General features: G+C 37.8%; 18 protein-coding genes. 10 read left to right on the top strand and 8 right to left on the bottom strand.

The window, feature by feature from the left end; genetic code table 11:
• Window positions 1-3: 3 nt before the first annotated feature.
• Window positions 4-750: a glycerophosphodiester phosphodiesterase family protein gene (locus EGI05_RS09880; protein WP_123262895.1), complete on the bottom strand. Its 747-nt coding sequence runs from the start codon at window positions 748-750 to the stop codon at window positions 4-6.
• Window positions 751-772: 22 nt separating this feature from the next.
• Window positions 773-3,856 (bottom strand): TonB-dependent receptor, encoded by a 3,084-nt coding sequence (locus EGI05_RS09875; protein ID WP_123262894.1) that lies wholly within the window; start codon window positions 3,854-3,856, stop codon window positions 773-775.
• A 241-nt stretch (window positions 3,857-4,097) separates the two neighbouring features.
• Between EGI05_RS09875 and ligA the strand changes: the two genes are divergently transcribed.
• Window positions 4,098-6,104, top strand: a complete 2,007-nt coding sequence (gene ligA / locus EGI05_RS09870) for an NAD-dependent DNA ligase LigA (RefSeq protein ID WP_123262893.1) — start codon at window positions 4,098-4,100, stop codon at window positions 6,102-6,104.
• 43 nt (window positions 6,105-6,147) lie between these two features.
• Here the strand turns inward: ligA and EGI05_RS09865 are convergent, their stop codons facing one another.
• Window positions 6,148-6,504 (bottom strand): hypothetical protein, encoded by a 357-nt coding sequence (locus tag EGI05_RS09865; RefSeq protein ID WP_123262892.1) that lies wholly within the window; start codon window positions 6,502-6,504, stop codon window positions 6,148-6,150.
• A gap of 107 nt (window positions 6,505-6,611) precedes the next feature.
• Between EGI05_RS09865 and EGI05_RS09860 the strand changes: the two genes are divergently transcribed.
• Window positions 6,612-7,256 carry an MgtC/SapB family protein gene (locus EGI05_RS09860; RefSeq protein WP_123262891.1) on the top strand — a complete coding sequence of 215 codons (645 nt, stop codon included), beginning with the start codon at window positions 6,612-6,614 and terminating at the stop codon, window positions 7,254-7,256.
• 32 nt (window positions 7,257-7,288) lie between these two features.
• Here EGI05_RS09860 and EGI05_RS09855 read toward each other — a convergent pair whose 3' ends face one another.
• Window positions 7,289-7,774, bottom strand: a complete 486-nt coding sequence (locus EGI05_RS09855; protein WP_123263373.1) for a copper resistance protein NlpE — start codon at window positions 7,772-7,774, stop codon at window positions 7,289-7,291.
• Between the two features lie 106 nt (window positions 7,775-7,880).
• On the opposite strand from EGI05_RS09855, the gene EGI05_RS09850 reads away from it, so the two are divergent.
• Window positions 7,881-10,019, top strand: a complete 2,139-nt coding sequence (locus EGI05_RS09850) for a S46 family peptidase (protein ID WP_123262890.1) — start codon at window positions 7,881-7,883, stop codon at window positions 10,017-10,019.
• A gap of 84 nt (window positions 10,020-10,103) precedes the next feature.
• Here EGI05_RS09850 and EGI05_RS09845 read toward each other — a convergent pair whose 3' ends face one another.
• On the bottom strand, window positions 10,104-12,983 hold the full coding sequence (locus EGI05_RS09845; RefSeq protein WP_394337979.1) for a M16 family metallopeptidase: 2,880 nt from the start codon (window positions 12,981-12,983) through the stop codon (window positions 10,104-10,106).
• Between the two features lie 103 nt (window positions 12,984-13,086).
• Window positions 13,087-13,539 (bottom strand): carboxymuconolactone decarboxylase family protein, encoded by a 453-nt coding sequence (locus EGI05_RS09840; RefSeq protein ID WP_123262889.1) that lies wholly within the window; start codon window positions 13,537-13,539, stop codon window positions 13,087-13,089.
• A 114-nt stretch (window positions 13,540-13,653) separates the two neighbouring features.
• Here EGI05_RS09840 and EGI05_RS09835 point away from each other — a divergent pair, with 114 nt between their 5' ends.
• Window positions 13,654-14,103, top strand: a complete 450-nt coding sequence (locus tag EGI05_RS09835) for an Lrp/AsnC family transcriptional regulator (protein WP_123262888.1) — start codon at window positions 13,654-13,656, stop codon at window positions 14,101-14,103.
• A 109-nt stretch (window positions 14,104-14,212) separates the two neighbouring features.
• Here the strand turns inward: EGI05_RS09835 and EGI05_RS09830 are convergent, their stop codons facing one another.
• Window positions 14,213-14,485, bottom strand: coding sequence for a DUF4242 domain-containing protein (locus EGI05_RS09830; RefSeq protein WP_123262887.1), 273 nt, complete (start codon window positions 14,483-14,485; stop codon window positions 14,213-14,215).
• 97 nt (window positions 14,486-14,582) lie between these two features.
• A complete protein-coding gene (locus EGI05_RS09825) occupies window positions 14,583-15,428 on the bottom strand; it encodes a class I SAM-dependent methyltransferase (RefSeq protein ID WP_123262886.1) in 846 nt (281 codons plus the stop codon).
• 322 nt (window positions 15,429-15,750) lie between these two features.
• Here EGI05_RS09825 and EGI05_RS09820 point away from each other — a divergent pair, with 322 nt between their 5' ends.
• From EGI05_RS09820 to EGI05_RS09790, 6 genes are all read left to right on the top strand, one after another.
• Window positions 15,751-17,076, top strand: a complete 1,326-nt coding sequence (locus EGI05_RS09820; RefSeq protein ID WP_123262885.1) for a sigma-54-dependent transcriptional regulator — start codon at window positions 15,751-15,753, stop codon at window positions 17,074-17,076.
• Between the two features lie 484 nt (window positions 17,077-17,560).
• Window positions 17,561-19,255 (top strand): potassium-transporting ATPase subunit KdpA, encoded by a 1,695-nt coding sequence (gene kdpA / locus EGI05_RS09810; RefSeq protein WP_123262884.1) that lies wholly within the window; start codon window positions 17,561-17,563, stop codon window positions 19,253-19,255.
• 30 nt (window positions 19,256-19,285) lie between these two features.
• The gene (kdpB, locus tag EGI05_RS09805) at window positions 19,286-21,325 is read left to right on the top strand and encodes a potassium-transporting ATPase subunit KdpB (RefSeq protein ID WP_123262883.1); all 2,040 of its coding nucleotides are present in this window, start codon (window positions 19,286-19,288) and stop codon (window positions 21,323-21,325) included.
• A gap of 9 nt (window positions 21,326-21,334) precedes the next feature.
• Window positions 21,335-21,892: a potassium-transporting ATPase subunit KdpC gene (gene kdpC / locus EGI05_RS09800; protein WP_123262882.1), complete on the top strand. Its 558-nt coding sequence runs from the start codon at window positions 21,335-21,337 to the stop codon at window positions 21,890-21,892.
• Window positions 21,893-21,905: 13 nt separating this feature from the next.
• The gene (locus tag EGI05_RS09795) at window positions 21,906-22,991 is read left to right on the top strand and encodes a porin (protein ID WP_185144969.1); all 1,086 of its coding nucleotides are present in this window, start codon (window positions 21,906-21,908) and stop codon (window positions 22,989-22,991) included.
• Between the two features lie 125 nt (window positions 22,992-23,116).
• Window positions 23,117-24,226 carry a sensor protein KdpD gene (locus EGI05_RS09790; RefSeq protein WP_123263369.1) on the top strand — a complete coding sequence of 370 codons (1,110 nt, stop codon included), beginning with the start codon at window positions 23,117-23,119 and terminating at the stop codon, window positions 24,224-24,226.

Genomic DNA, 24,226 nt, shown 5'->3' with positions numbered 1-24,226 from the left:
GCGTTACTTATTTTTTAACTGATCCGGAATATTCGTCGTGATAAAACCTATTCCCTGGTTTTTCAGTTGTTCATATACTGCAATATCATTTACCGTCCATGAATTGGTAATTAATCCCAGAGCTTTTGCTTCGGAGATCCAGGTTGGATTTTTCGCGAAGACACTGTAATGATAATCCATTCCGTCCAATCCTTCTTTTTTGATCTGTTCCGGCGACAATTCTCCATTCAGATACTGCACTTTAAAGGTAGGCTCTACTCTTTTGATCTCTTTACAGATATTCAGGCTGAAAGAAATGTATTCGCTTTGAGACTCCAGCTTCAATTCTTTGATTAATTTGATGGTTTTCGCTACTAATTCGTTTTCCAGTTCTTTTGTTTTAGCAGGTTTTATTTCCACAATAAGCTTTAAAGATTTATCTTTCTTTCCCTGTTTCAGATAATCTTTTAAAGTAGGGAATTTTTCTCCGTTTGATAATTTCAGTTCTTCCAGTTGTTTGAAGTTTGTTTCTGAAATTTCCATTTTCCCGTGATGTTCATCGTGGTTCACCACCAACACTCCGTCTTTCGTCATTCTCACATCAAATTCCGATCCGTAGATCTTCAGCTTCTGAGCATTCTCCAATGATGTAAGAGAATTTTCCGTAGTAGGAGGCTGGCTCTGCCAATATCCTCTGTGTGCTATAATTTGGGTTTGTGCCTTCATGAGTACCGTACTTAAAACTGCTAACCCTAAGATAAAATTTTTCATAATATAAAGGTAATATTAATTTTTAGAAAGTATATTTCGCTCCCAGCTGAATTTGGTAAGGGTTTCCTGATAATGGTTCCAGACCACTGGTATTCAAGCTGTATTTAAGCTGCTTCGTCGCAGCATCAAATCCTGTGATTCTGTACAGAGACATATTTCCGTAAGATTTGTTCACTCCCCACTCTTTGTTTAGTAAATTGGCCACATTAAAGATATCCAGTGAAAGCTCAAATCCTCCGATTTTCTCAAACTTAATTTTTTTCGCTACACGTACATCCCAAACACCATAGAATCCGTTCTTCCCTCCATTACGCTCAGCAATTTTGTTATTATAATCTGTAATGTAATCTTTTAGAGCTTTTCCTACTTCTGGGTTGTCTAATAAAGGTTGGGTCAGGTTCGGGAAGATATAAGCCAGGTCATTGGAATCCACGAAATCACCGTTCACATTTCCTCCTGCTGTTACTGAGAAGCGTGTTCCACCAATTCCTGAATATCTGATTCCTACCGTAAATCCATAGAAGGTAGGTGAATTTCCATATAGAACCACTTTGTTACGGAACTGGTTATCGGAATAGGTCATTCTTAGATTTCTCGGGTCGCTTTGAATCATCGTAGATAACGTTGCAGAATTGGCTACGTTTCCGTTGTAAGAAGTATTGTCCTTGATATCTGACCATGTATAACTCGCAGTGATTTCTCCGTCTTTGTAATAACGGTAACTTGTATCTAATACAAATGAGAACTGGTTCACTTTTCCATCACTCACCAACTCTAACACTCTTCCGAAATTAGAATTGATTCTTCCATCTTTCCAATTCATCGTTCCATTTGCATTTACAGAAGTGATAGGAACAAATACCCCTCTTCCGCCTTCATTATCTAAAGTAAAATAAGGATTTGCGACCATGTTTCTGTCATAATAGAAATAATTGTTTCTACCTAGCGCCATATATCCTGCAATTCCGGCTCTGAATCTTTCGTTAAAGAAATGGGTATAAGAAATGTTCGCTTTATACACTACCGGAACTTTAGCATCTTTTCCTGTATAATTAATGGTTGGAAGCTGGTATTGTGCTAGAGTTGGAACCGTCCCGTAATCATTTCTGTAACTCGCAAAATCCGGCGTTAATCCAATCGTCGTAGGATTTACATCTACTGTTGCCAGATGTTTTCCATCGAAAACAAGGTTATTGATGATCATATAGTTATTGATATCCGAAGAGAAGACTCCTGCTCCGAATTTCAGGAAATCCTTGTTTTCTTCATTGATGTTCCAATCGAACTGAAATCTAGGCTGGATGATGAATGACTGAATCTGGTTATCCGTTCTGATTCCCATCTCATCAAATAATTTCTGGTTGAGTTTTGCTTTCGGATATCCTCCGTAATCTACTCTCAAACCTCCTGTAAAATCAAGTCCTTTTGCAATTTTAGTCTGAATCTGCCAGTAAAGTCCTACATTCCAGATATTAGAATTTACTGAATTGTCCTCCATCAAAGGAACCTCCCTGTAAAATCTGTAAGGAGTAAGGTTATTGAAATTATCAATTCCTAAAAACTGAAATCTTCCGTTCACCTCACTTCCATAGATCGATTTTGCTCTGGTATACATGATATCCGCCCCGAAAGTATACTTCACTTTATCGGTGTTATAATACACGTTATCTACCACCTGGAATACATTATTTCTGAAGCTTTCCTGCGCAAAACGGTGTCCACCGATCTGGATGTTTGTTGTTAGATTACTTCCTTCAATCGTAGATGGAACACGCTCTACGATCGCTCTTGGAACAGGATGTCCTAATTCATCATTCTGATAACTGTCCTGGAAAGTGTATAAGTACTGTGCTTTTAATTCGTTGGTTAAATTAGGTTTAAGATTGGATCTTAATGTTAATAATAAACTGTTGTCAAGGTTTTTATCATTTCCGTAGGATTCGAAGAAGTTGATAGCCGTATTATCCGCCAAACCGTTCTTATTCATATCATACGTAAAGTTATTTCTCAACGTCAATAAATGTTTCGGATTGATCTGCCAGTCTAAACGTAAAAATCCGGCATCCGAATTTCTCACTTTATCAAAACTGCCAAACTGTGGTGTATTCCCCACTCCATATTTTGCTCTGGCAATATTCAAAACCTGGTTAAGTGTTTCATTGGTTACATTAAATCTCAACGCATCTTCTTTCGTCTGAACGTCCGCAATGATCAATGGCCTAGAATCCAATTGGTGATCCCACGCTGCAAAAAAGTGTAATTTATTCTTAATGATCGGTCCTCCCAACGTAACCCCGAACTGAGAGGTTGAGAAATCATTCTTTCTTTCGTTCCCTCTGATATCATATTTACTGGATAACCAGCCTGTTCTTAAATATTCAAATGCACTTCCTGAAAATTTATTTGTTCCGGATTTAGTAACAGCACTTACCGTACCTCCACCGCTTCTTCCTAAAGTAACATCGTACTGGTTGGTTGTAATTTTAAATTCACGTACTGCTTCGATGGAAATAGAATACGGCGCACCGCTTCGGCTTGTAGTAGATCCGGCAGAAGTTGGATTTTTAGCCGTCATCCCGTCAATCGTGAAATTGGTGGAAGAGCCTAATTGTCCTGATAAATTTCCCCCTCTTCCACTCAAAGGAGATAAGTCTGTAAGGCTGGTAAAGTTTCTTCCGTTCACCGGTAAAAGCCCGATATTTTTAGCAGAAATAGCCGTAGCTGCTCCCAGGTTTCCAATTTTATTCTTCAGGTTTCCATTCACCACTACTTCTTCAATCTGATTTTCTCCGTTACCTAAGCTCATATTCACGGTAACCTGATCTCCGAAGTTCACACTGTAACCTTCTTTTTTCTCATCATTCACGATTACCGTATAAGGTCCTCCAAGAGGAATTTCTTTGAAGATGTATTCTCCTTTTGAATTCGTTTCCGTTTCTGTTCTGAAACCTGTGGATTCATTAATGATCGTCACTTTTACCTTTTCCTGAGGCGCATTTCCGGTTCCGGTTACCTTTCCCAGAATGGAAGCCTGAGTTGTTTGCGCATAGGCCATCGTCCCAAGGCTCAAAAACAACATACCCAATACAATCTTTACTTTTTTCATTATCCTTTAATTTAGCTGGTGCAAAGGTATTTTGACTTTCATACTCAGCTGTTTAAGGGAATCTTAAGGTTTCTTCAATTATATTGAAACATTGTGTTAACTCACTGTAAACAGGAACTTTATACTGAACAAAATCAGCTCATTGGAACATGTTACATGATTTTAATTTTCTCACAATATTTAATTCACTTATTTTTTAAATGGGATTACTTTAATTATTTTTGCTTAAAAGTGAATCGCAATGCCCGAAAACATTCAACAGAAAATAGAACAGCTTCGCAAAGAGCTTCATCAGCATAATGAGAATTATTACCTACTGGACACTCCTACCATCACGGATTATGAGTTTGACCAACTTTTAGAAGAGCTTCAGGACCTGGAAGCCAAATACCCTGAGTTTTATGATGAAAATTCCCCTACCATGCGTGTTGGTGGAGGCATTACAAAAGTATTTCCAACCGTTCAGCATAAATTCAGGATGTATTCTCTTGATAATTCTTATGATTTTGATGACCTTGAGGATTGGGAGAAAAGAATTATTAAGACGATTGATGATCCGGTAGAATTCGTTGCAGAATTAAAATACGACGGAGCTTCTATTTCCATTCTGTATGAAAAAGGCAAACTGGTTCAGGCTGTCACCCGTGGAGACGGATTCCAGGGGGATGAGATCACAGGAAATGTACGGACAATTTCAGATGTTCCACTCACTTTAAAAGGTGATTTTCCGGATCATTTCTTTATGCGTGGTGAAATTTATCTGACGAGAAAGAATTTCGATAAGATCAATAAACAAAGAGAGGAAGAAGGCTTAGATCCTTTCATGAATCCCAGAAATACAGCAAGTGGGAGCCTGAAGATGCAGGACAGTGCGGAAGTAAGAAAACGTGGGCTGTCTTCAGTCCTTTATCAGTTTATTTCAGATGAAGTTCCTGCAGAAACCCATTGGGAGCTGCTGGAAAAGGCAAAATCATGGGGTTTCAAGACTTCACAACAGGCCCAGCTATGCAAAACATTAGAAGAGGTCAAAGAATTCATCAGTTATTGGGATACGGAACGTCATAATTTACCTTTTGAAATCGATGGAATTGTTTTAAAAGTCAATTCCCTGAAACATCAAAGACAGCTTGGCTACACTGCCAAATCTCCACGCTGGGCAATGGCTTATAAATTCAAAGCGGAAAAGGTGGAAACTGAATTACTAAGCGTTTCTTACCAGGTAGGAAGAACGGGAGCTATTACTCCGGTTGCCAATCTTAGGCCTGTTTTATTGGCAGGAACCATTGTGAAAAGAGCCTCCCTTCACAATGAAGATATCATCAAGAAACTGGATCTTCATGAACATGACTTTGTGTATGTGGAAAAAGGCGGTGAGATCATTCCCAAAATCGTTGGCGTGAATACCGAAAAAAGAAATGCGGAAAGCAAAGAGATCGAATATATCAAATATTGCCCGGAATGCGGAACAGAACTGGTGAAAATTGAAGATCAGGCCATCCATTTCTGTCCTAATGAATTACATTGTCCACCTCAGGTAGTAGGAAGAATGATTCATTACGTTTCCAGAAAAGCCTTGAATATTGAAAATCTTGGTAGTGAAACCATCGAACAGCTTTACAGGGAAAAACTGATCGAAAACCCTGCGGATTTTTATACATTAACAAAAGAACAGCTTCTTCCCCTGGAAAGAATGGCGGAAAAATCTGCTCAGAATATCATTTCAGGGATCGAAAAGTCAAAAGAAATCCCTTTTGAAAAAGTATTGTACGGAATCGGAATCAAACATGTGGGAGAAACCGTTGCCAAAAAACTGGTGAAAAATTTCCCAACTATTGAAGACCTGAAAAACGCTACTGTTGAAGAACTTTGCCAGGTGGAAGATATCGGAACTAAGATCGCCATCAGCATTGTAGAATTCTTCAATAATCCGGAAAACGTTCTGATGATTGAACGCTTGAAATCGTCCGGAGTACAGCTTGAAAAAGGTGAAAGCACCAATGAAGTCCTATCCAATGTACTGGAAGGAAAAACCTTCCTTTTCACAGGAAAATTATCCTTATTCACAAGGGAACAGGCAGAAGAAATGGTGGAAAAGCATAATGGAAAAAATATTTCCGCAGTATCCAAAAACCTGAATTATCTTGTTGTAGGGGAAAAAGCCGGAAGCAAGCTGAAAAAAGCCCAGGATATTGGAACTATTGAAATCCTGGATGAACAGCAGTTTTTGGATTTAATTGAAAAGCAGTAAATGAAATTTCAAATAAAAAAGGCAGAAAAATTTTCTGCCTTTTTTATTTATTATATTTTTCTTTTTCCAACACAAAAACATCATCAACTATTTTTCCGTTAAAATCAACTTCCAGCGTATAATACCCAATAGGTTCGGAATTATCTACATACATATCATTATCAATATATAGTCCGATTCTTGTATCAATAGTAGCCTCCAAATACTTTTTCAGAATTGTAAATCTGTACTCTTCAAAAACAGTATGGACCTCAGATCTTGTGTAACCATTCAAAAAATATTCATCTCTCCTCAATCCGTCTGTAATAATTTCTTCTAAAGAATTCAATGCTTTTTCTTTAAGCTTGAATCTTTCACAGATTTCTATTAGTCTCTGTTCTAAATTTTGCTCATTTTTCATAACGGTTCCAAATTACTCAATTTTTGTCAGAACAATCGCAATCACCCCCACGTGTCGTTAAAATATTTTATCGTAAATTTATTCTTAATAAGTTTAATAAGTGAATAATGGAATTTTTACAGGATCACTCTATTCAAAATGAATTATTGCTAACCTTTATTTCAGTACTTTTAGGTCTGCTTATTGGTGCAGAGCGGGAGTACAGGAATAAGTCTGCCGGTTTACGCACTTTTATTCTGGTGTGTTTTGGTTCCTGCTTATTCACTATTCTTTCCATTAAAATCGGAGTTGAAAACCCGGATCGGCTGGCGGCGAATATCATTACGGGAATCGGTTTTTTAGGAGCCGGGGTAATTTTTAAAGGGGATAATAAAATTGATGGAATCACTACGGCAACTACCATTTGGGCAACGGCATCCATAGGAATGGCGGTAGGTTCAGGATATGTTTATCTTTCTCTTTTGGGAACCGTCTTGGTATTATTGGTTTTAAGTGCCCTTACATATCTGGAAAATGTTATCGATAAAAATCATAAGATCATAGAGTACAAAATAGGAATTCTCAATGCTGATGATGTGCCTCATTGTGAAGAACTCTTCAAAAAATACCACCTGAAATTTAAAGCTTCAAAACAACAATATTCTCAGGGAAACCTTACTACAACCTGGATTTTAACGGGTAAAAAAGTAAATCATGAATCTCTTATAAGAGCTTTGAGAAGTGACAGCAAAATTATTGCTTATCAGTTTTAGGATAAAAAAATAAAGGCTTTGAGCCTTTATTTTTATTTTTTCTTGAATATATATAGATCTTTATTCGGTCCGTCAATTGGTTTTCCAGAAAGATCAAGCTGGATCAGCTTATTTTCTCCGACCTTATATTTATACTTTGCCGTTTTTCCGTTTAAAGTAATTACACTTCCCGCAGCATCCCATTCAAAAGTACCTTTGTCTTCGTTCTTTGATTTTCTGTTGATATACTCTTCTGTAATGCTGAAAGTTTTATCCTTATTCAGGGTTAAAGAAGTTTTTATCCCTGGACAATCAGCACAAGGAACTGTAGCTTCATACGTTCCGGACCAGTCAAGAGCATTTTGAGAGTTATCACCTGTTGCCGTTGTACTTGCCGAAGAAGTAGTATCCGCAGGTGTTTGAACCGTAGTTGTGGAGTCGGCCGAAGAAATAGGATCTACTTCTTTCGGTTTCTGTTTAGAACATGAAGCTAATACAATAATCGCTATCATTCCTGATAAGAAAATCTGGTTTTTCATAATAATATTTTTAATGTGCATTCTTATATAACGGTGTTTATCGTCACTTATGATTTTATACCCTTTAATTTTAATTTTCTTTGTAAATTAGGGCAAAATTTTGATTATGACAAAAAAGATACTTTTATCTGTATTTCTTTTGCCGGCTGCAATGGCTTTTGCTCAACAATATGGTGGAATGTGGATTCCTACAGAGCTTAATGAAAAGGAAATGAAAGATTTAGGAATGAAAATCTCTGCAAAGGACATCTTTAACCCTCAAAAACCGAGTATAAAAGATGCTGTTGTTCAATTCAACGGAGGCTGTACTGCAGAAATCATTTCCCCAAAGGGGTTATTATTAACCAATCACCACTGTGGTTACGGACAAATCCAGGCTCATTCTACAGTTGAAAATGACCTTTTAACGAATGGTTTCTGGGCTAAAAATATGGGTACAGAACTTCCCAATCCTGGTGTAACGGTTGATTTCATTGTAGATATCAAGGAAGTAACTAATCAAATTTTAGAAGGAACAGATAACCTTACGGAACCTGAGCTTTCGAAGAAAATAGCGAACAATATTGAAGTGTACAAAAACTCTCAGAAAATTGAGCCTTACCAGTCTATTTCTGTAAAGTCTATGTATTACGGAAACAAATATTATGCTTATACCATTGAAACGTTTAAAGACGTTCGTTTGGTAGGTGCACCACCTCAAAGCATCGGGAAATTCGGAAGTGATACGGATAACTGGGTGTGGCCGAGACATACCGGGGATTTCTCCATGTTCAGAATCTATGCGGATAAGAATAACAAACCTGTTGAATACTCCAAAGATAACGTCCCTTATGTTCCGAAACACTATCTTCCGGTTTCCATCAAAGATAAAAACGAAAATGATTTCACGTTCGTATTCGGATTCCCGGGAAGAACTACGGAATACCTTCCGGCAATTGCAGTGGAAAAGATCATGAATGAAATTGATCCCGCAAGAATTGCCGTGCGTGATGTGGCTTTGAAAACATTAGACGAGAAAATGCGTGTGGACAATGCAACACGTATCAAATATGCTTCAAAATATGCTTCAGTAGCCAACTACTGGAAAAAATGGATCGGGGAAGTGGAAGGATTGAAAAAATCCAATGCAGTGGAAAAAAAGGTGATGTATGAAGGTTCTCTGGTTGCTAAAAATCCTGAAGTAAAAACAACTCTGGACCAGCTAAACAAGCTATATAATGATCAGGCTCCTTATGCTTTGAATAACGCATATTATTCTGAAGTGGTCAGAAATGCAGAAACATTAACGCTTGCCAATCTTTACTCCAATTATATTACAGCTGTTGAAGCAGGAAGAATGGATGAAAAAAGCTTAGCTTCTTTCAAAAACAAGCTTTCTTCTTTCTATAAAGATTACAGTGCCGAACTGGACGCCAAGGTAACTGCTAAATTGTTGGCTTTATATGCAAATAAAACAGCACCTCAATTCTTACCTACAGGATTTGACAAATATAAGAATGAAGCCCAAAATATCCAGTCTATAGAAGAAATCTCCAAAAATTCTATCATCACAGGAAGATCAGAAGTCAACGGAGCTTCTTTAGCACAGGATATTGATAAAGCGTTTTCCAATCAGGATAAATTAATCAAAACATTGAAAAAAGATCCTGTTTACATGCTGTTTGCCAATTTAAAGGAAACGTATATGAAAACTGCTGATCCACAATATACTTCCCTTCAGACAAAGATTGATGCTTTGCAGAAGAAATTCATGGCTCAGCAAATGGCAACGGATAAAGACAGAAAGTTCTTCCCGGATGCTAATTCCACCCTTCGTGTAACATATGGAAAAGTGAAGGGATCTGCTCCGAGGGATGCGGTTTCATACAATTACCAGACGCATTTAGCCGGTGTTATGGAAAAATATGTTCCGGGAGATTATGAATTCGATGTTCCTAAAAAGCTGATCGATCTTTATAACAAAAAAGATTTCGGAATTTACAAAGACAAAACAGGTGATGTCCCTGTAGGATTCACGGCAACCAATCACACAACAGGAGGAAACTCAGGAAGCCCAGCTTTGGATGCTTATGGAAATTTAGTAGGTCTGAATTTCGACAGACAATGGGAAGGAACGATGAGTGATATCAATTATGACCCTCGTTTCAGCCGAAACATCATGGTAGATACCAAATATATACTTTTCATCATTGATAAATATGCCGATTCAAAATGGCTGATCGATGAAATGAAAATTGTGAAGTAATACTTAATAACAGTTTCGGCGGCGCTTTGCGCCGCCGAAACTGTTTAAATAAAAAAGAGGCTTTTAAAAGCCTCTTTTTTATTATCAATATCCGAAAATTTCTTCCAAAGTCACCTCTCTAAAGGTTCCCATTTGATGGACGGCCTCCATATTCAGATTCTCTTTTTTACCGATAATCGCTGTATTGAAATGTAAAGGTTTGATAGAAGTCTGATAAAACTGCTTAATATCTTCAAACTTCATCCCTTGAATCTGTTGATAAATATCTTTTCTGAAATCATAAGAAATTCCCAGTTTTTTTAATTTCAGCGTATTGAAAAAGATATTGGTTCTTGTAATTCTGGTGGATGCAATCTGCTTCAGTGCTGCGTTTCTTGCGTTTTCAAACTGGATCGGAACTTCCGGAAGCTCATTCATCAGATCATTCATAGTGTCCACTGCAATCTGAAGTTTATCCGGCTGCGTTCCAATGTAAGTCGTCACATAATCCGGATGTCCGAGCTCTGCATTGGCAGCATAAGAAACATAAGCCGAATAAGCTAAGCTTTTACTTTCACGGATTTCCTGGAATACAATAGATGATAAACCTCTTCCGAAATATTCATTAAAAACATTGATTTTTCCGAAATCAGCTGTATTAACGTTATTACCTCTTCCTATTTTACTCATTTCCATTTGTACCATGTCATAGCCAGTAAAATAAACATTTCCGGAGGTTTCCGGTTCAGGATATTTTTTAGGTTCAGGGATACTAAAGCTTTCATTTTCAACATATTTCTCAATATACCCTTTGAAACTTTCAAGATCTTTTCCATAGAAGAAAATTTCATAAGGAAATTTGAACAGCTTTTTCATTCTGTCTGCAAAAATCTCTACCCTGCTGTTTTGTAATTCTTCTTTGGAAATAATATCCGTAAAACGTGAAAATGCACCCAGTTTTGTATAATTGGTTAATGCAGTCATGATCCGGTTCTTATCCTTTTTCACCGCTTCGCGGTTTTCTAAAACGGTATCGACAAACTGCTTGTAAATTTCCTGATCAGGTTTTACTTCATACATCCAATGCTGAAGCAAATCAATTCCCTTTTCAATATTTTCCTCCAACCCGCTTAATGAGATCAGAAGCTGATCCGGAGTCGTTTTAAAATCATTGCTTACCCCGATCTTGAAAAATTCTTTCTTGAGATCTTCAGGAGAAAACTTCTCTGTTCCTAAGTATTGTAGAATCTGAGTGGAAACTCCCAGATCTCTGTCATGATCACTTCCAAAAGGGAAAATAAAATGAACCTGCGCAACATCATTGTATTTATTTTTAACAAAGCTCAGTTTCTTATCTTTGATCTTGTCAGTAGTAATTTCTTTTTGATAATCTATAAATTCAGGTTGAATGTCTTCCGTTTTTTCAGACAATATCTGCTGTAAAAAATCAGATTGAGCATAACGGTTGATCTTCACAGGAGTGATTCCCGGGTTTTCAACTCTTACCAGCTTGTCATTAACACCTTTCTCTTTATTAACAACAACGTAATTATCTTTAAAAAATTCGTTGGCAAACTTAATGATATCTTCTTTGGTAAAAGCCTCATATTCATCCATTTCGTTCAGTTCCTGTTCCCAGGTTCTGTTTCTGATGTAGGTATCATAAAGATTGGTGGCTAAACCTTCTGCCGTTTCCAATCCTTTCATTCTTTGAAGCTTAAAATCATTGATGATGGCAGGAAGCATCCAATCAGGAAATTCTCCTTTCTTCACCAACTCAAGTTGCTCGAGAACCATATCTTTGGCTTCATCCAAAGTTTGTGTTTCCTTTGGAACAGCAACAATAGAAAAATATCCATATTGCTTTAAGCCCACAGAAAAAGCCTGTGCCCAAAGCATTTTTTGTGTTTGATTAATATTGAGATCCAGTAATCCGGCTTCACCTCTGTTACTTAAAATATTCACCATAATATCCGCCATCATGGCTTCTCTTGTTCCATAGCTATCTGTTCTCCAGGCTAATTGAACTCTTGGTGTAGTTGGGCTTTTAACCGTCCTTTTTACAATTTCAGTTAATGGCTTTTCAATAATTGGGGTTTTCTTTGGCAATTCTTTGTAAGGAATAGCTCCGAAATATTCATCAACAAGTTGGATGGTTTCTTCAAAATCCAGGTCCCCAACTAAAACCATCGCATAGTTATTAGGAACATAATATTCATCAAAATACTTATGAATGGCCTTCATGGAAGGATTCTTCAAGTGTTCCGGTCTTCCCAGTGTTGTTTGTTGTCCGTTGGGATGGGTTGGAAAAAGAGCACTCATTAGCTCATAGCTTACCAATCTTGTATCGTTATCTTGAGCTCTGTTAAACTCTTCATAAACGGATTCCAGCTCTGTATGAAAAAGGCGTAAAACAATTTCAGAAAATCTTTCTTTTTCAACTTTCAGCCATTTTTCCAGTTCATTGTTCGGAATATTGTTTTTATACACTGTTTCATCAAACCAGGTATGCGCATTGGTTCCGCTGGCTCCTAACGAAGAAATGATTTTATCATATTCATTTGCAATAGCGTATTGGCTTGCTTCCTGTGAAATTTCATCTATCTTTTTGTAGATCTCTTTCTTTTTTTCAGGATCGGGTTCTGCTTTATGCTGTTCGTATAGCTCAGAAATCTGATCCAACAGAATTTTTTCTTTCTCCCAATCACGGGTTCCGATTTTTGAAGTTCCTTTGAACATCATGTGCTCTAGATAATGCGCCAAACCTGTATTATCAGCTGGGTCATTATTACTTCCGGTTCTTACGGGAATGAAGGTCTGAATTCTTGGTGCATCAAAATTCTGTGCAAGAAAAACTTTCAGTCCGTTTTTCAGCGTATAAATCCTTACTTTATTTTCGTCGTGGGTTACTGTAGTATATTCGTAATTGTTTTTATCAGTATGGAATGTTTCCCTGTGCCTTTTATCTGTCATATATAAATCCATATCATTCTTTTTATCCTGAATGCTATACAAATGTAAGGAATAGAAAGAGATGCTATGTATTTTTATTTACTCTTGTATCTATAATGATATTTGAAAAAGTGAATTACTTAAGATCCTTTAGCTGTACAACCGCATGGGCTTGAAAATCTTCTGTCAGATTAAAAATTTTACCCAATTTCTGAGAAGCATTGATAAAAGAGATAAAAGTGCATAATTCTGAAATCTGTTGATCCGTAAAATATTCTTTCAACAAATCAAAATGGCCGCTTACAATGGAATGGTGGTCTTTGCAAAACAATTCTGCAAACGTTGCAGCTATAGAAATTTTCATTTCAGAGGAATCAAAATCAGGTTTTCCGCCTTTTACCATACAGTATTCACAGCCATTTTCAAACGCCATTGTTCTGCGGACCTGTTCCAGCAGATCTTTGTCTAATGAGGTATTTTGCCAAAAAGCCTCTTCCAGCTGATCCCAGTTATGAAGGATAGCCACATTGTGGCCAATCAGTTTTTCAAATGCAGTATTTCCGTTTTCAGAGAATGTTATTCTTGTCATTTTTTTGATTTTATACTCACTCAAAGTTCGTTTTTATTAAATTTTCATCAAAACGGAATTCACGGTAAAAATGATTAAATTTACCCAATTTAATTTATTTAATATACAATCGCAATGAAAATAACTTTAGATCAATATGATTACAAAATCCTTCATATTCTGAATGAAAATTCCAGGCTGAGCTATGCTGAAATCGGAAGAAAAATTTCTTTGTCGCAATCAGCTACCAAAGAACGCGTATTGAATCTGGTTGAAAATGGAGTCATCAAACAGTTCGGTGTAGAAATAGATTTTTCAAAACTGGGGTATGGATTACAGGTTGTCATGAGTTTAAAATTCAGGAATGATGAGTTTAAAACATTCCTCGATAATTTATCAAAATTCCCTGAAATTCTAAGCTGTAAACGCATAACGGGTGAATACTGCCTGGTTGCAGAATGTATTTTGTCTGACAGCTCACACCTTGAAAATCTGATTGACCGCCTGATTCCTTACGGAGTACCAACAACATCTGTCCAGCTATCAGAAGTGAAAGTTGATAATTTTTTCAAGCATTTGATGTGATAAAGTACTGATCGCAGAAAGATTTCCAAACTGCAATCTGGTAACCCAAATATCCTTATGATGGGCAATATTTTGTCCATTAGTATAGTAGTTAATAACTGCAATTATCTTATTCAGCAGTGGTCGGATCAATAATGGCAGCCACTTCATTGACTGAATTGGCTGGAAATCCACCCTGTTTTGCGTGTTCACGAACTATTTCTTCATTAGGTGCTATGTAAACACAATAAATTTTATCGCCGGTCACATAACTTTGAAGCCATTGGATTTGAGTTCCCATTTTACTTAACACTCCACAAGAGGTTTGCGAAATAGACTTTAATTGATCTGCAGTTAATTTTCCTGCTCCGGGAATTTCCCTCTCAATTACATATTTTGGCATGACTTGAGGTTTTAGTTCCTACTCGTATGGCTTTTCGGTTCCGCCCCGTTATTTATAAGTGGTCTCTGGTCTCCACTTGTTCATCCGATTGGATAAATTATTTCTCACCGGAAATAACAAGAGCACTTGCATCAATTACAATGTTTCCGTCAGGATATTGTTGATCTAATGCCTGATACACTTCTCTTTTAATTTTTTCTCTTGTTATCTCATCCGCTTTACCAAGCCCGGCAGCAACCGGAGCTGCCACCTCTGTCATCATGCTCCAATAGGTATCTGCAGTTTTTGAATTCAGCTGGCTTGCCACCTCTTTTTGAGAAATATTTTTCAGACCTGCCAGTAAAAACAAGTCAGAGATCAATCCATCCTTGGCACAACGGAACATCCCTGGTGACCCGGCTGGCGGAACAGGCAGATCAATATTTCTATTGATTGCCCCCATCGTAACGGTAACCCAGAAATTTTTTTCAGGTACATTCCAGACTGAAGTGGCCAACTTCCCTCCGGGTTTGAGAACCCGAACCATTTCGTTGGCAGCTATCAACATATCCGGGAAAAACATGAAGCCAAACCGACAGCTGATTGCATCAAATGTATTGTCTGCAAATGGAAGCTCACAGACATCGCAGACGATGGTTTCAATATTTTTGATATTTCTTCGTGCAGCATTTTCCCTGGCAATTTCAAGCATATCTTCTGCCAGGTCGGTCATAATCACTTTTCCGTTGTGTACAGCAGAAGCAATCGTCAGACCCGGTTCTCCTGTTCCGGACGCGATATCCAGTACCACATCCGTATCTTTCAAGGTAAGCAGGCGAATGATTTCATTGCCCATTGGTTTCAAAAAATCCATGGTCAAATCATCCCATTTTTTCCAACCGGAGGAGAATTTGTTCCATGCAGCCTTTTGCTGTTCGCGTATTTCTTCTAATTGTGGTTCCATTTTATTTCGATTTAAAATTTTCACCTGTTTAATCCGGAAATCAAAATTCCAGTCTACTCTAGTTTATCTAGAATTCGTTCATTGAAGAATGTTCAAACTGCTGCATTATCAAGTATGAAACATGAAATGGAAAAGTATGGGCGGAGTGTGTGTTTTAAGATCGAAAATGCGGTTAAAATGGCACTAAGCCGATGCTTTTTCAGGAGAACTAAGTTAATTAAAAAAAATGAGATCGGGATCCTTTTCAATAAAAACTCAACAACATTCATTTTGTTTATATAAGTTTACTTAAGTTTGCACTAGTTTTCCAAAAATTCGCACCATGTCCGGAAACATTCTGATCATCGATGATGAGCTTAAACTCCTGAAACTTTTAGGAATGATCCTTTCTCAGGAAAATTTCAATGTAAAAGAAGCTTCCACAGCCCGTTCAGCTCTTACTATGCTTGAACAATATGATTTTGATGTCGTCTTAAGTGACGTCCGTCTTCCGGACGCCTTTGGAATCGACCTAATAAAATCCATCAAATCCAAATATCCTCACCTGGAAATTATTTTAATGACCGCATTCGGAAATATCACGGATGCCGTTCAGGCAATGAAAAATGGGGCCTATGATTATCTTGTCAAAGGGGATGATAATGAGAAGATCATTCCTTTGGTATATAAGGCATTGGAAAAAGGAAAAGACAACCGGTCTAAAATTGTTCAGAAAAATACGTCTCAAAAAGGGTTCAACCAGATCATAGGAAACTCTCCGGCTATTCTCCAAGCTAAAAAACTGGCGGAGAAAGTGGCACTGACTGATGCTACAGTACTTTTAACCGGAGAAACAGGAACCGGAAAAGAAGTTTTTGCCAATGCCATTCATGAAGGAAGTGAACGAAAGAAAAATAATTTTGTAGCGATCAACTGCTCCGCATTCAGTAAGGAAATTCTGGAAAGTGAACTCTTCGGACATAAGCAAGGCGCTTTTACAGGAGCCACAAAAGATAAAAAGGGATTGGTGGAAGAAGCGAATGGCGGAACTTTATTTCTGGATGAGATCGGGGAAATGCCGATCGAGCTTCAGGCGAAATTACTTCGGGTATTGGAAACCAAAGAATTCATCAAAATGGGTGAAACGAAAGTTTCCAGGTCTGATTTCAGATTGATCGCTGCTACCAACAGAAACCTGGAGGATGAAATCAAACAGGGAAATTTCAGGGAAGACCTGTATTTCAGATTGAATGTATTTGAAATCAGCCTTCCTCCGCTTCGGGAACGTAAAGAAGATTTAAAAGCGCTGGCTAAGAACTTCATCGATGTTTTTTCAAATAAACTTCATATTTCATCCGTTCAGGTTAACCCGGAATATTATAAAACCCTGGAAAAAAACGACTGGAAGGGAAACATCCGTGAATTGAGAAATACCATTGAGAGAAGCCTTATTCTGATGAATGATAATGTGCTGGATGCAGAAAGCCTTCCTCATTATGCGGATAAAAGCACTTCTGATAATGATTCATTAAGCATAAAATCTTTAGAAAAAGATCACATCCAGAAAGTCCTGCAATACACGAAAGGTAATAAAGCGGAAGCGGCCAGACTATTGGAAATCGGGATTGCAACCCTTTATCGCAAGCTGGAAGAATACGGATTGAGATAAATAGTTTTGAGTTATAAATTATGAGCCATGAGTCTGTATAAATAACTATAATACATCTTATCATTTTAATAACGAGCCTATCATTTTGATAGGCTTTTCTATTTTTCCCACTGGAACAAAACAGTGATAAATAATTCATTTAAAACTACTTACAATAAAAAACTTCGAATTGGAATTTCTTTTGGCATATAGTGCTCAGATAAATATTAAAAAATGACGATTGTAAAAAAACCTCGGAAAACCGGGATATCCGGTTTTAGATTTTTAATGGCATGGTATGCCGTACTTATTGTATTAACCCTAATTGTAAAACTGTCATGATGTTAACTGTTTTGATACTCCTTTGTATCGTTATGTTCTGGCTATTGTATAAATCTGTTGAATTCTTTGATAAAATATAAAATATGTGGAGTTTATTTTTCCTTTCAATCTTAGCCTTTATGTACATCTGCTATGTCTTAATGAAACCTGAAGAATTTTAATCATGAATACAGAAATTTTGGGCATTATTGCCATGTTTGTCATTACCTTGGTTATGGGTATTTTCCTGGGAAAATATATTGCCAATGTATATGGTTATAAGAAAACATTCTTAGATCCGGTTTTTGCTCCGATAGAAAAATTGATTTATAAAGTTTCAGGAATCAATCCTCATAAACAGATGACCTGGAAGCAAAATATGTATGCGATGTTAACCATTAATCTGTTGTGGTTCATTATCGGATTTTTCATTTTGCTCAATCAATCGTGGCTGCCACTTAATCCTGACGGGAACCCTGACATGTCTCCTGATCTTGCTTTTAATACAGCCATATCTTTCCTGGTTAACTGTAATCTACAGCATTATTCGGGAGAAACTGGGGTAAGTTATTTAAGCCAGATGTATCTGATGTTTCTTCAATTTGTAACAGCTGCAACGGGAATGGCAGCAATGGCAGTCCTTTTCAAAGCTTTTAAAGATAAAACAACGACAGAACTAGGTAATTTCTATGATTTTTTCACTAAATCTATCATCAGAATACTGGTTCCTATAAGTATTGTGGTTGCATTGATCCTTTCTGCAAACGGAAGCCCGATGACATTTGAAGGGAAAGATCATATCACAACTCTGGAAGGTCAGAAAATGGATGTTTCCAGAGGCCCTGCCGCGGCATTTATCGCTATTAAGCATTTAGGAACCAATGGTGGTGGTTTCTTTGGAGCCAATTCAGCACATCCGTTGGAAAATCCTAATTATCTGACCAATATGACGGAAATGGTAACGCAGATGATCATTCCATTCGCATTAGTATTTGCTTTAGGGTTTTACCTGAATAAAAGAAAGCTTTCCTGGACGATTTTCACTGTAATGACTATTGGCTTTCTGGCACTCACTATTCCTAATATCATTAATGAGACCCATGGAAATCCGCTGATCACCCAAATGGGTGCAGACAACCATTTAGGAGCTATGGAAGGCAAAGAAATCCGTTTCGGAAGTGCGGCTTCAGCCTATTGGAGTATTGCTACCACCGTGATTTCAACGGGGTCTGTAAATGCCATGCATGACAGTACAATGCCACTTTCAGGAATGAACCAGCTTCTTGCGATGATGATCAATTGCTTCTACGGAGGTTGTGGTGTCGGAATCCTGAATTATTTCATCTTTATCATTCTCGCTGTATTCATCAGTGGCCTGATGGTAGGAAGAACACCTGAGTTTTTAGGTAAAAAAATTGAAGCTAAAGAAATGAAAATTGCGATGATCGTTGCTTTATTCCATCCCTTTTTAATTCTGGCAGGAACCGCTTTAACGGCTTATTTCCCGGAATTCGGAGCCAAAACACTCAATAATCCCGGGTTTCACGGGTTCAGTGAAATGCTGTACGAATTTACCTCATCTTCCGCGAATAACGGTTCCGGATTTGAAGGATTGGGTGACAATACGCCATGGTGGAATATTTCAACCGGAATTGTACTGCTTTTATCCAGATTCATCCCAATTATCGGTCCTATTGCCATTGCAGGGCTTTTAGCACAGAAAAAATACATTCCTGAAAGTGCAGGAACATTGAAAACGGATACCGCTACATTTGGGTTCATGACTTTAGCCGTGATCCTTCTGATCGCAGCATTGTCCTTCTTCCCTGCTCTTACTTTAGGCCCTATTGCGGAACAGCTTCAATACTTTTCTAAATAATATAAAAATAGATGTAAACCATTCAAAGCAATGAAAAATCAATCACAGACATTGTTTCAAAAAGATTTGGTGAACGAGGCCATTCAACAGTCTTTCGTTAAGCTGAATCCTAAAATCATGTTTAAAAACCCTGTTATGTTCCTGGTAGAAATTGGAACAATTGTGATGCTCATCGTAAGTGTATTCAGCTTAACGGGAGACAAAACACAAGGCAGCTTCTTCTATAATTTTTTAGTATTCATTATTTTATTCTTCACGGTTCTTTTTGCCAATTTTGCAGAAGCTATTGCAGAAGCTAGAGGAAAAGCCCAGGCAGATACTTTACGAAAAACCCGTGAAGAAACCCCGGCAAAACTGGTTATTGATAACCAACCTGGATTTCAGGTAGAAACTATTTTGAAAAAGTCTGCCGAAATGAAGCTGGGAGATATTTTCTTTTGTGAAGCAGGAGACCAGATTCCGATGGATGGTGAGATCATCGAAGGTCTTGCTACCATTGACGAGTCGGCCATCACAGGAGAAAGTGCACCGGTAATTCGAGAAGCCGGAGGTGACAAAAGTTCTGTGACCGGAGGTACCAAAGTACTTTCAGACAGAATCAAAGTAAAAGTTACCACAAAGCCCGGAGAATCTTTCCTTGATAAAATGATCGCTCTTGTAGAAGGGGCTTCAAGACAGAAAACACCTAACGAAATTGCATTAACCATACTTTTAGCGGGATTCACTCTTACATTTATTATTGTGACAGTGACTCTTAAGCCCTTTGCAGATTATGCGCAGACTCCGATCACTATTGCCGCTTTTATTTCACTTTTCGTTTGTTTGATCCCGACAACGATTGGAGGCCTGCTTTCTGCAATCGGTATTGCCGGAATGGACAGAGCTTTAAGAGCCAATGTGATCACAAAAAGTGGTAAAGCGGTAGAAACTGCGGGAGATATCGATGTTCTTTTGCTTGACAAAACCGGAACTATTACCATCGGAAACCGTAAAGCCACTCAATTTCATCCGGCAAGCAATATTCAGCTTGAAGAATTTATTAAAGCTTCTGCATTAAGCTCTGTTGCAGATGAAACTCCGGAAGGTAAATCAATTATTGAATTAAGCCAGCTAAACACGGAAGATTTAATTATTTCCAATCCAACTTATATTGATTTTACCGCCGAAACCAGAACATCAGGAATAGATTTTGAAAATACGAGAATCAGAAAAGGTGCTTATGACACGATAAAAAAACTGACTGAAAAAGCAGGGAACAATTTCCCACAGGAAACTCAGAATGCCGTTACTAAAATTGCTGAAAACGGTGGTACCCCTTTGGTGGTTTCCGTGAATGAAAAAGTATGGGGTGTTATTGAGCTTCAGGATATTATCAAAACAGGAATTCAGGAGCGTTTCCAGCGACTAAGAAAGATGGGAGTGAAAACAGTGATGGTAACGGGAGATAATCCTTTAACGGCCAAATATATCGCAGAAAAAGCAGGAGTAGATGACTTCATTGCAGAAGCGAAGCCGGAAGATAAGATGAACTACATTAAAAAAGAGCAGCAGGAAGGGAAACTGGTGGCTATGATGGGAGACGGAACCAATGATGCTCCTGCTCTGGCTCAAGCCGATGTAGGAGTAGCCATGAACAGTGGAACACAGGCCGCCAAAGAAGCAGGGAATATGGTTGACCTTGATAATGATCCTACCAAACTGATTGAAATTGTAGAAATCGGGAAACAATTGCTGATGACAAGAGGAACTTTAACCACATTCAGTATTGCGAATGATGTGGCTAAATATTTTGCCATCATTCCGGCTCTTTTCATCACTTTTATCCCGGCTCTTCAAAAACTGAATATCATGAATCTTCACAGTCCTGAATCTGCCATTTTATCAGCCATTATTTTCAATGCGATCATTATTCCGATTCTTATTCCATTGGCTTTGAAGGGAGTTGCTTATAAGCCCATCGGGGCAAGTGCTTTGTTGAGAAGAAACCTTTTGATCTATGGTTTGGGAGGAATTATCGCACCATTTATCGGAATCAAAATTATTGATCTGTTGATCAGCTTATTCTTTTAAATTTAAAATATGAAAAATTATATGATATCAGCATTGAAACTGACTGTTGTGATGTTGATTATTACAGGGATCTATCTGGCTGTTGTATATGCAGGTTCAAAAGTATTGCCTACTCAGGGTAATGCAGAAACCATTCATTATAAAGGACAGAAGTTTTATACCAATATCGGGCAGGAATTCAAATCTCCAAGATATTTTCACGGCCGTCCTTCTGCGGTTGATTATAACGCAGCCGGAAGTGCAGGGAGCAACAAGGGGCCAAGCAATGAAGAATATCTTCAAACGGTACAGAAAAGAATCGATACATTGAAAATGCAAAATCCGGAAATGGGAAATGCAAAAGTTCCCGTTGAACTGGTTACGGCAAGCGGAAGTGGGCTTGATCCTGATATTTCAGAAGAAGGAGCTTTATATCAGGTGAAAAGGATAGCCAAAGAAAGAAATCTCTCAGCAAAGACTGTTGAAAGCCTAGTGAAAAATCATACAGAAGCTCCATTTTTAGACCTTTTCGGTCCTTCAAAAGTGAATGTTTTACAACTTAACATCGCATTGGACGAATTAAAATAATGTAGTGACCCACATGAAAAAATATATCATTACCACCCTTTTATTGGGAACATTGTCATCAAAAGCGCAAACTTCAGATTCATTGAAAGCCAATCATCAGGTTACATTTTCTGCGTATGCTGAATTATTTTATACGTATGATTTCAATGAACCGGCCAATCATATGCGTCAAAACTTTCTTTATTCGTATAACAGACATAATGAAGTTAATTTGAACCTGGGATTTGTAAAAGCGGCTTATCAGAGTGAAAAATTACGAGCGAATATTGCTTTGATGGCAGGAACATATGCGCAAGACAATTTAATGGCTGAACAGGATGCTTTACGATATGTCAACGAAGCCAATGTAGGGGTGAAAATTTCAAAAAATAAAAACATTTGGATCGATGCGGGAATCATGCCTTCTCATATTGGTTGGGAAGGTGCGATAGGAAAAGATAATGTGAATCTGACCAGGAGTTTTGCTGCTGAAAATTCGCCTTATTTTGAAACAGGAGCCAAAATTTCTTATACTTCCGACAATGGAAAATGGTTCGTAAGCGGACTGGTTTTAAACGGATGGCAAAGAATAGCCAAAGCAGAGGGTAACCAAAGTATTTCTTTCGGACACCAGGTGACTTATAAACCGAATGATAAAATAACATTGAACAGCAGTTCTTTTATTGGAAACGACAAGCCTAAACAAGAAAAAAAGATGCGGTACTTCCATGATCTGTATGGAAATTTCCAATTGACGGACAAGTTTTCCGCATTATTTGGTTTTGATATAGGAGCAGAACAACAATTTAAAGGCAGCGAAAGTTATAACCTTTGGTACAGTCCCAACATATTAATGAAATATCAGTTTAATGAGAAATGGGCTTTAGCCGGAAGAGCAGAATATTACAACGATAAAAACGGGGTCATCATTAGTACAGAAACGCCAAATGGTTTTCAGACTTTCGGATATTCTTTGAATGTAGATTATGCCATTCTGAAAAATGTGGTTTTCCGTACAGAAGCAAGAGGATTCACTTCAAAAGATGCCATTTTTATGAAAAAGGACGAATATCAAAAAGGAAGTTTCTTCATTACAACGAGTCTTGCAGCCTGGTTTTAATGAGCCGTTAAGCTGGATGTTGGAGAATGGAAATAAAACAGTTGGTTGATTAACTTCCAGCCTCCAGCTTCATGCTTCCAACAATATCTATGTTTCAGAAATTCAAATTAAAAAAGATAAGATCAATGTCATCAGCCAAAGATTTTTTAGAGCTTATTCAGAAATCCAGAAAAGGGAAATTCAAGATCTACATCGGGATGAGTGCCGGTGTCGGAAAGACCTTTCGTATGCTTCAGGAAGCTCACTCTCTGATGCGGAATGGTATTGACGTGAAAATCGGGTATATAGAAACCCACGGAAGAGAAGAAACGGTAGCTCTGGCAGAGGGAATCCCTGAAATTGCCAGAAAATCTGTTTTCTATAAAGGAAAAAGTCTTGAAGAAATGGATCTTCAGGCGATCATCAATGAACACCCGGAAGTGGTTTTAGTGGACGAATTAGCCCATACCAATGTAGAGGGTTCCAAAAACAAAAAAAGGTGGCAGGATGTTCTGGAGATTCTCAATAGCGGAATCAATGTGATCAGCGCGATGAATATCCAGCATATTGAAAGCCTAAATGAAGAAGTGAAAACCATCACCGGAATTGAGGTTTCGGAACGCGTTCCCGATAAAATCCTGGCTCTTGCCGATGAAGTGGTGAATATAGATTTGACTGCGGATGAACTTTTAACTCGTTTGAAAGAGGGAAAAATTTATAAAAAAGAGAAAATACAGACAGCTTTAACCAATTTTTTCCAAAGTGGCCATATTTTACAGCTCCGGGAGCTGGCCTTAAAAGAGGTTGCTACTCATGTGGAAAGGAAGGTGGAAACTGAAATCAAAACAGAGAATTTCAAGCCTATAAAATTCCTTGCCTGCATCAGCAGCAATGAAACGGTTTCTAAAAATATTATCCGCAAAACAGCCCGTTTAGCCAGTTATTATAACAGTCCGTGGACTGTTCTGTATGTTCAGAAACCTTCCGAGAGTTTCGAAAAAATAGCGCTCAATAAGCAACGGTTTTTGATTAATAACTTTAACTTAGCACAGGAATTGGGCGCTAAAGTAATCCGGGTAAAAGAAGACAGTGTGCAAAAAGGAATCCTGGATTATGTACTTCAGCACAATATCACCACAGTTTGTATTGGAAAACCTCATGCAAAATTCTGGCAGAGAATTTCAGGATACAGCTGGATCTATACGCTGATGAACAGGCTGAATGAGAAGCAGATCGATATTATTATTTTATCTTAG

Source organism: Chryseobacterium daecheongense (genome assembly GCF_003729955.1).
Classification (GTDB): Bacteria; Bacteroidota; Bacteroidia; order Flavobacteriales; family Weeksellaceae; genus Chryseobacterium; species Chryseobacterium daecheongense.
The sequence above is the reverse complement of the archived record's forward strand: the minus strand, read 5'-3'. Positions and strand labels throughout refer to the sequence as shown.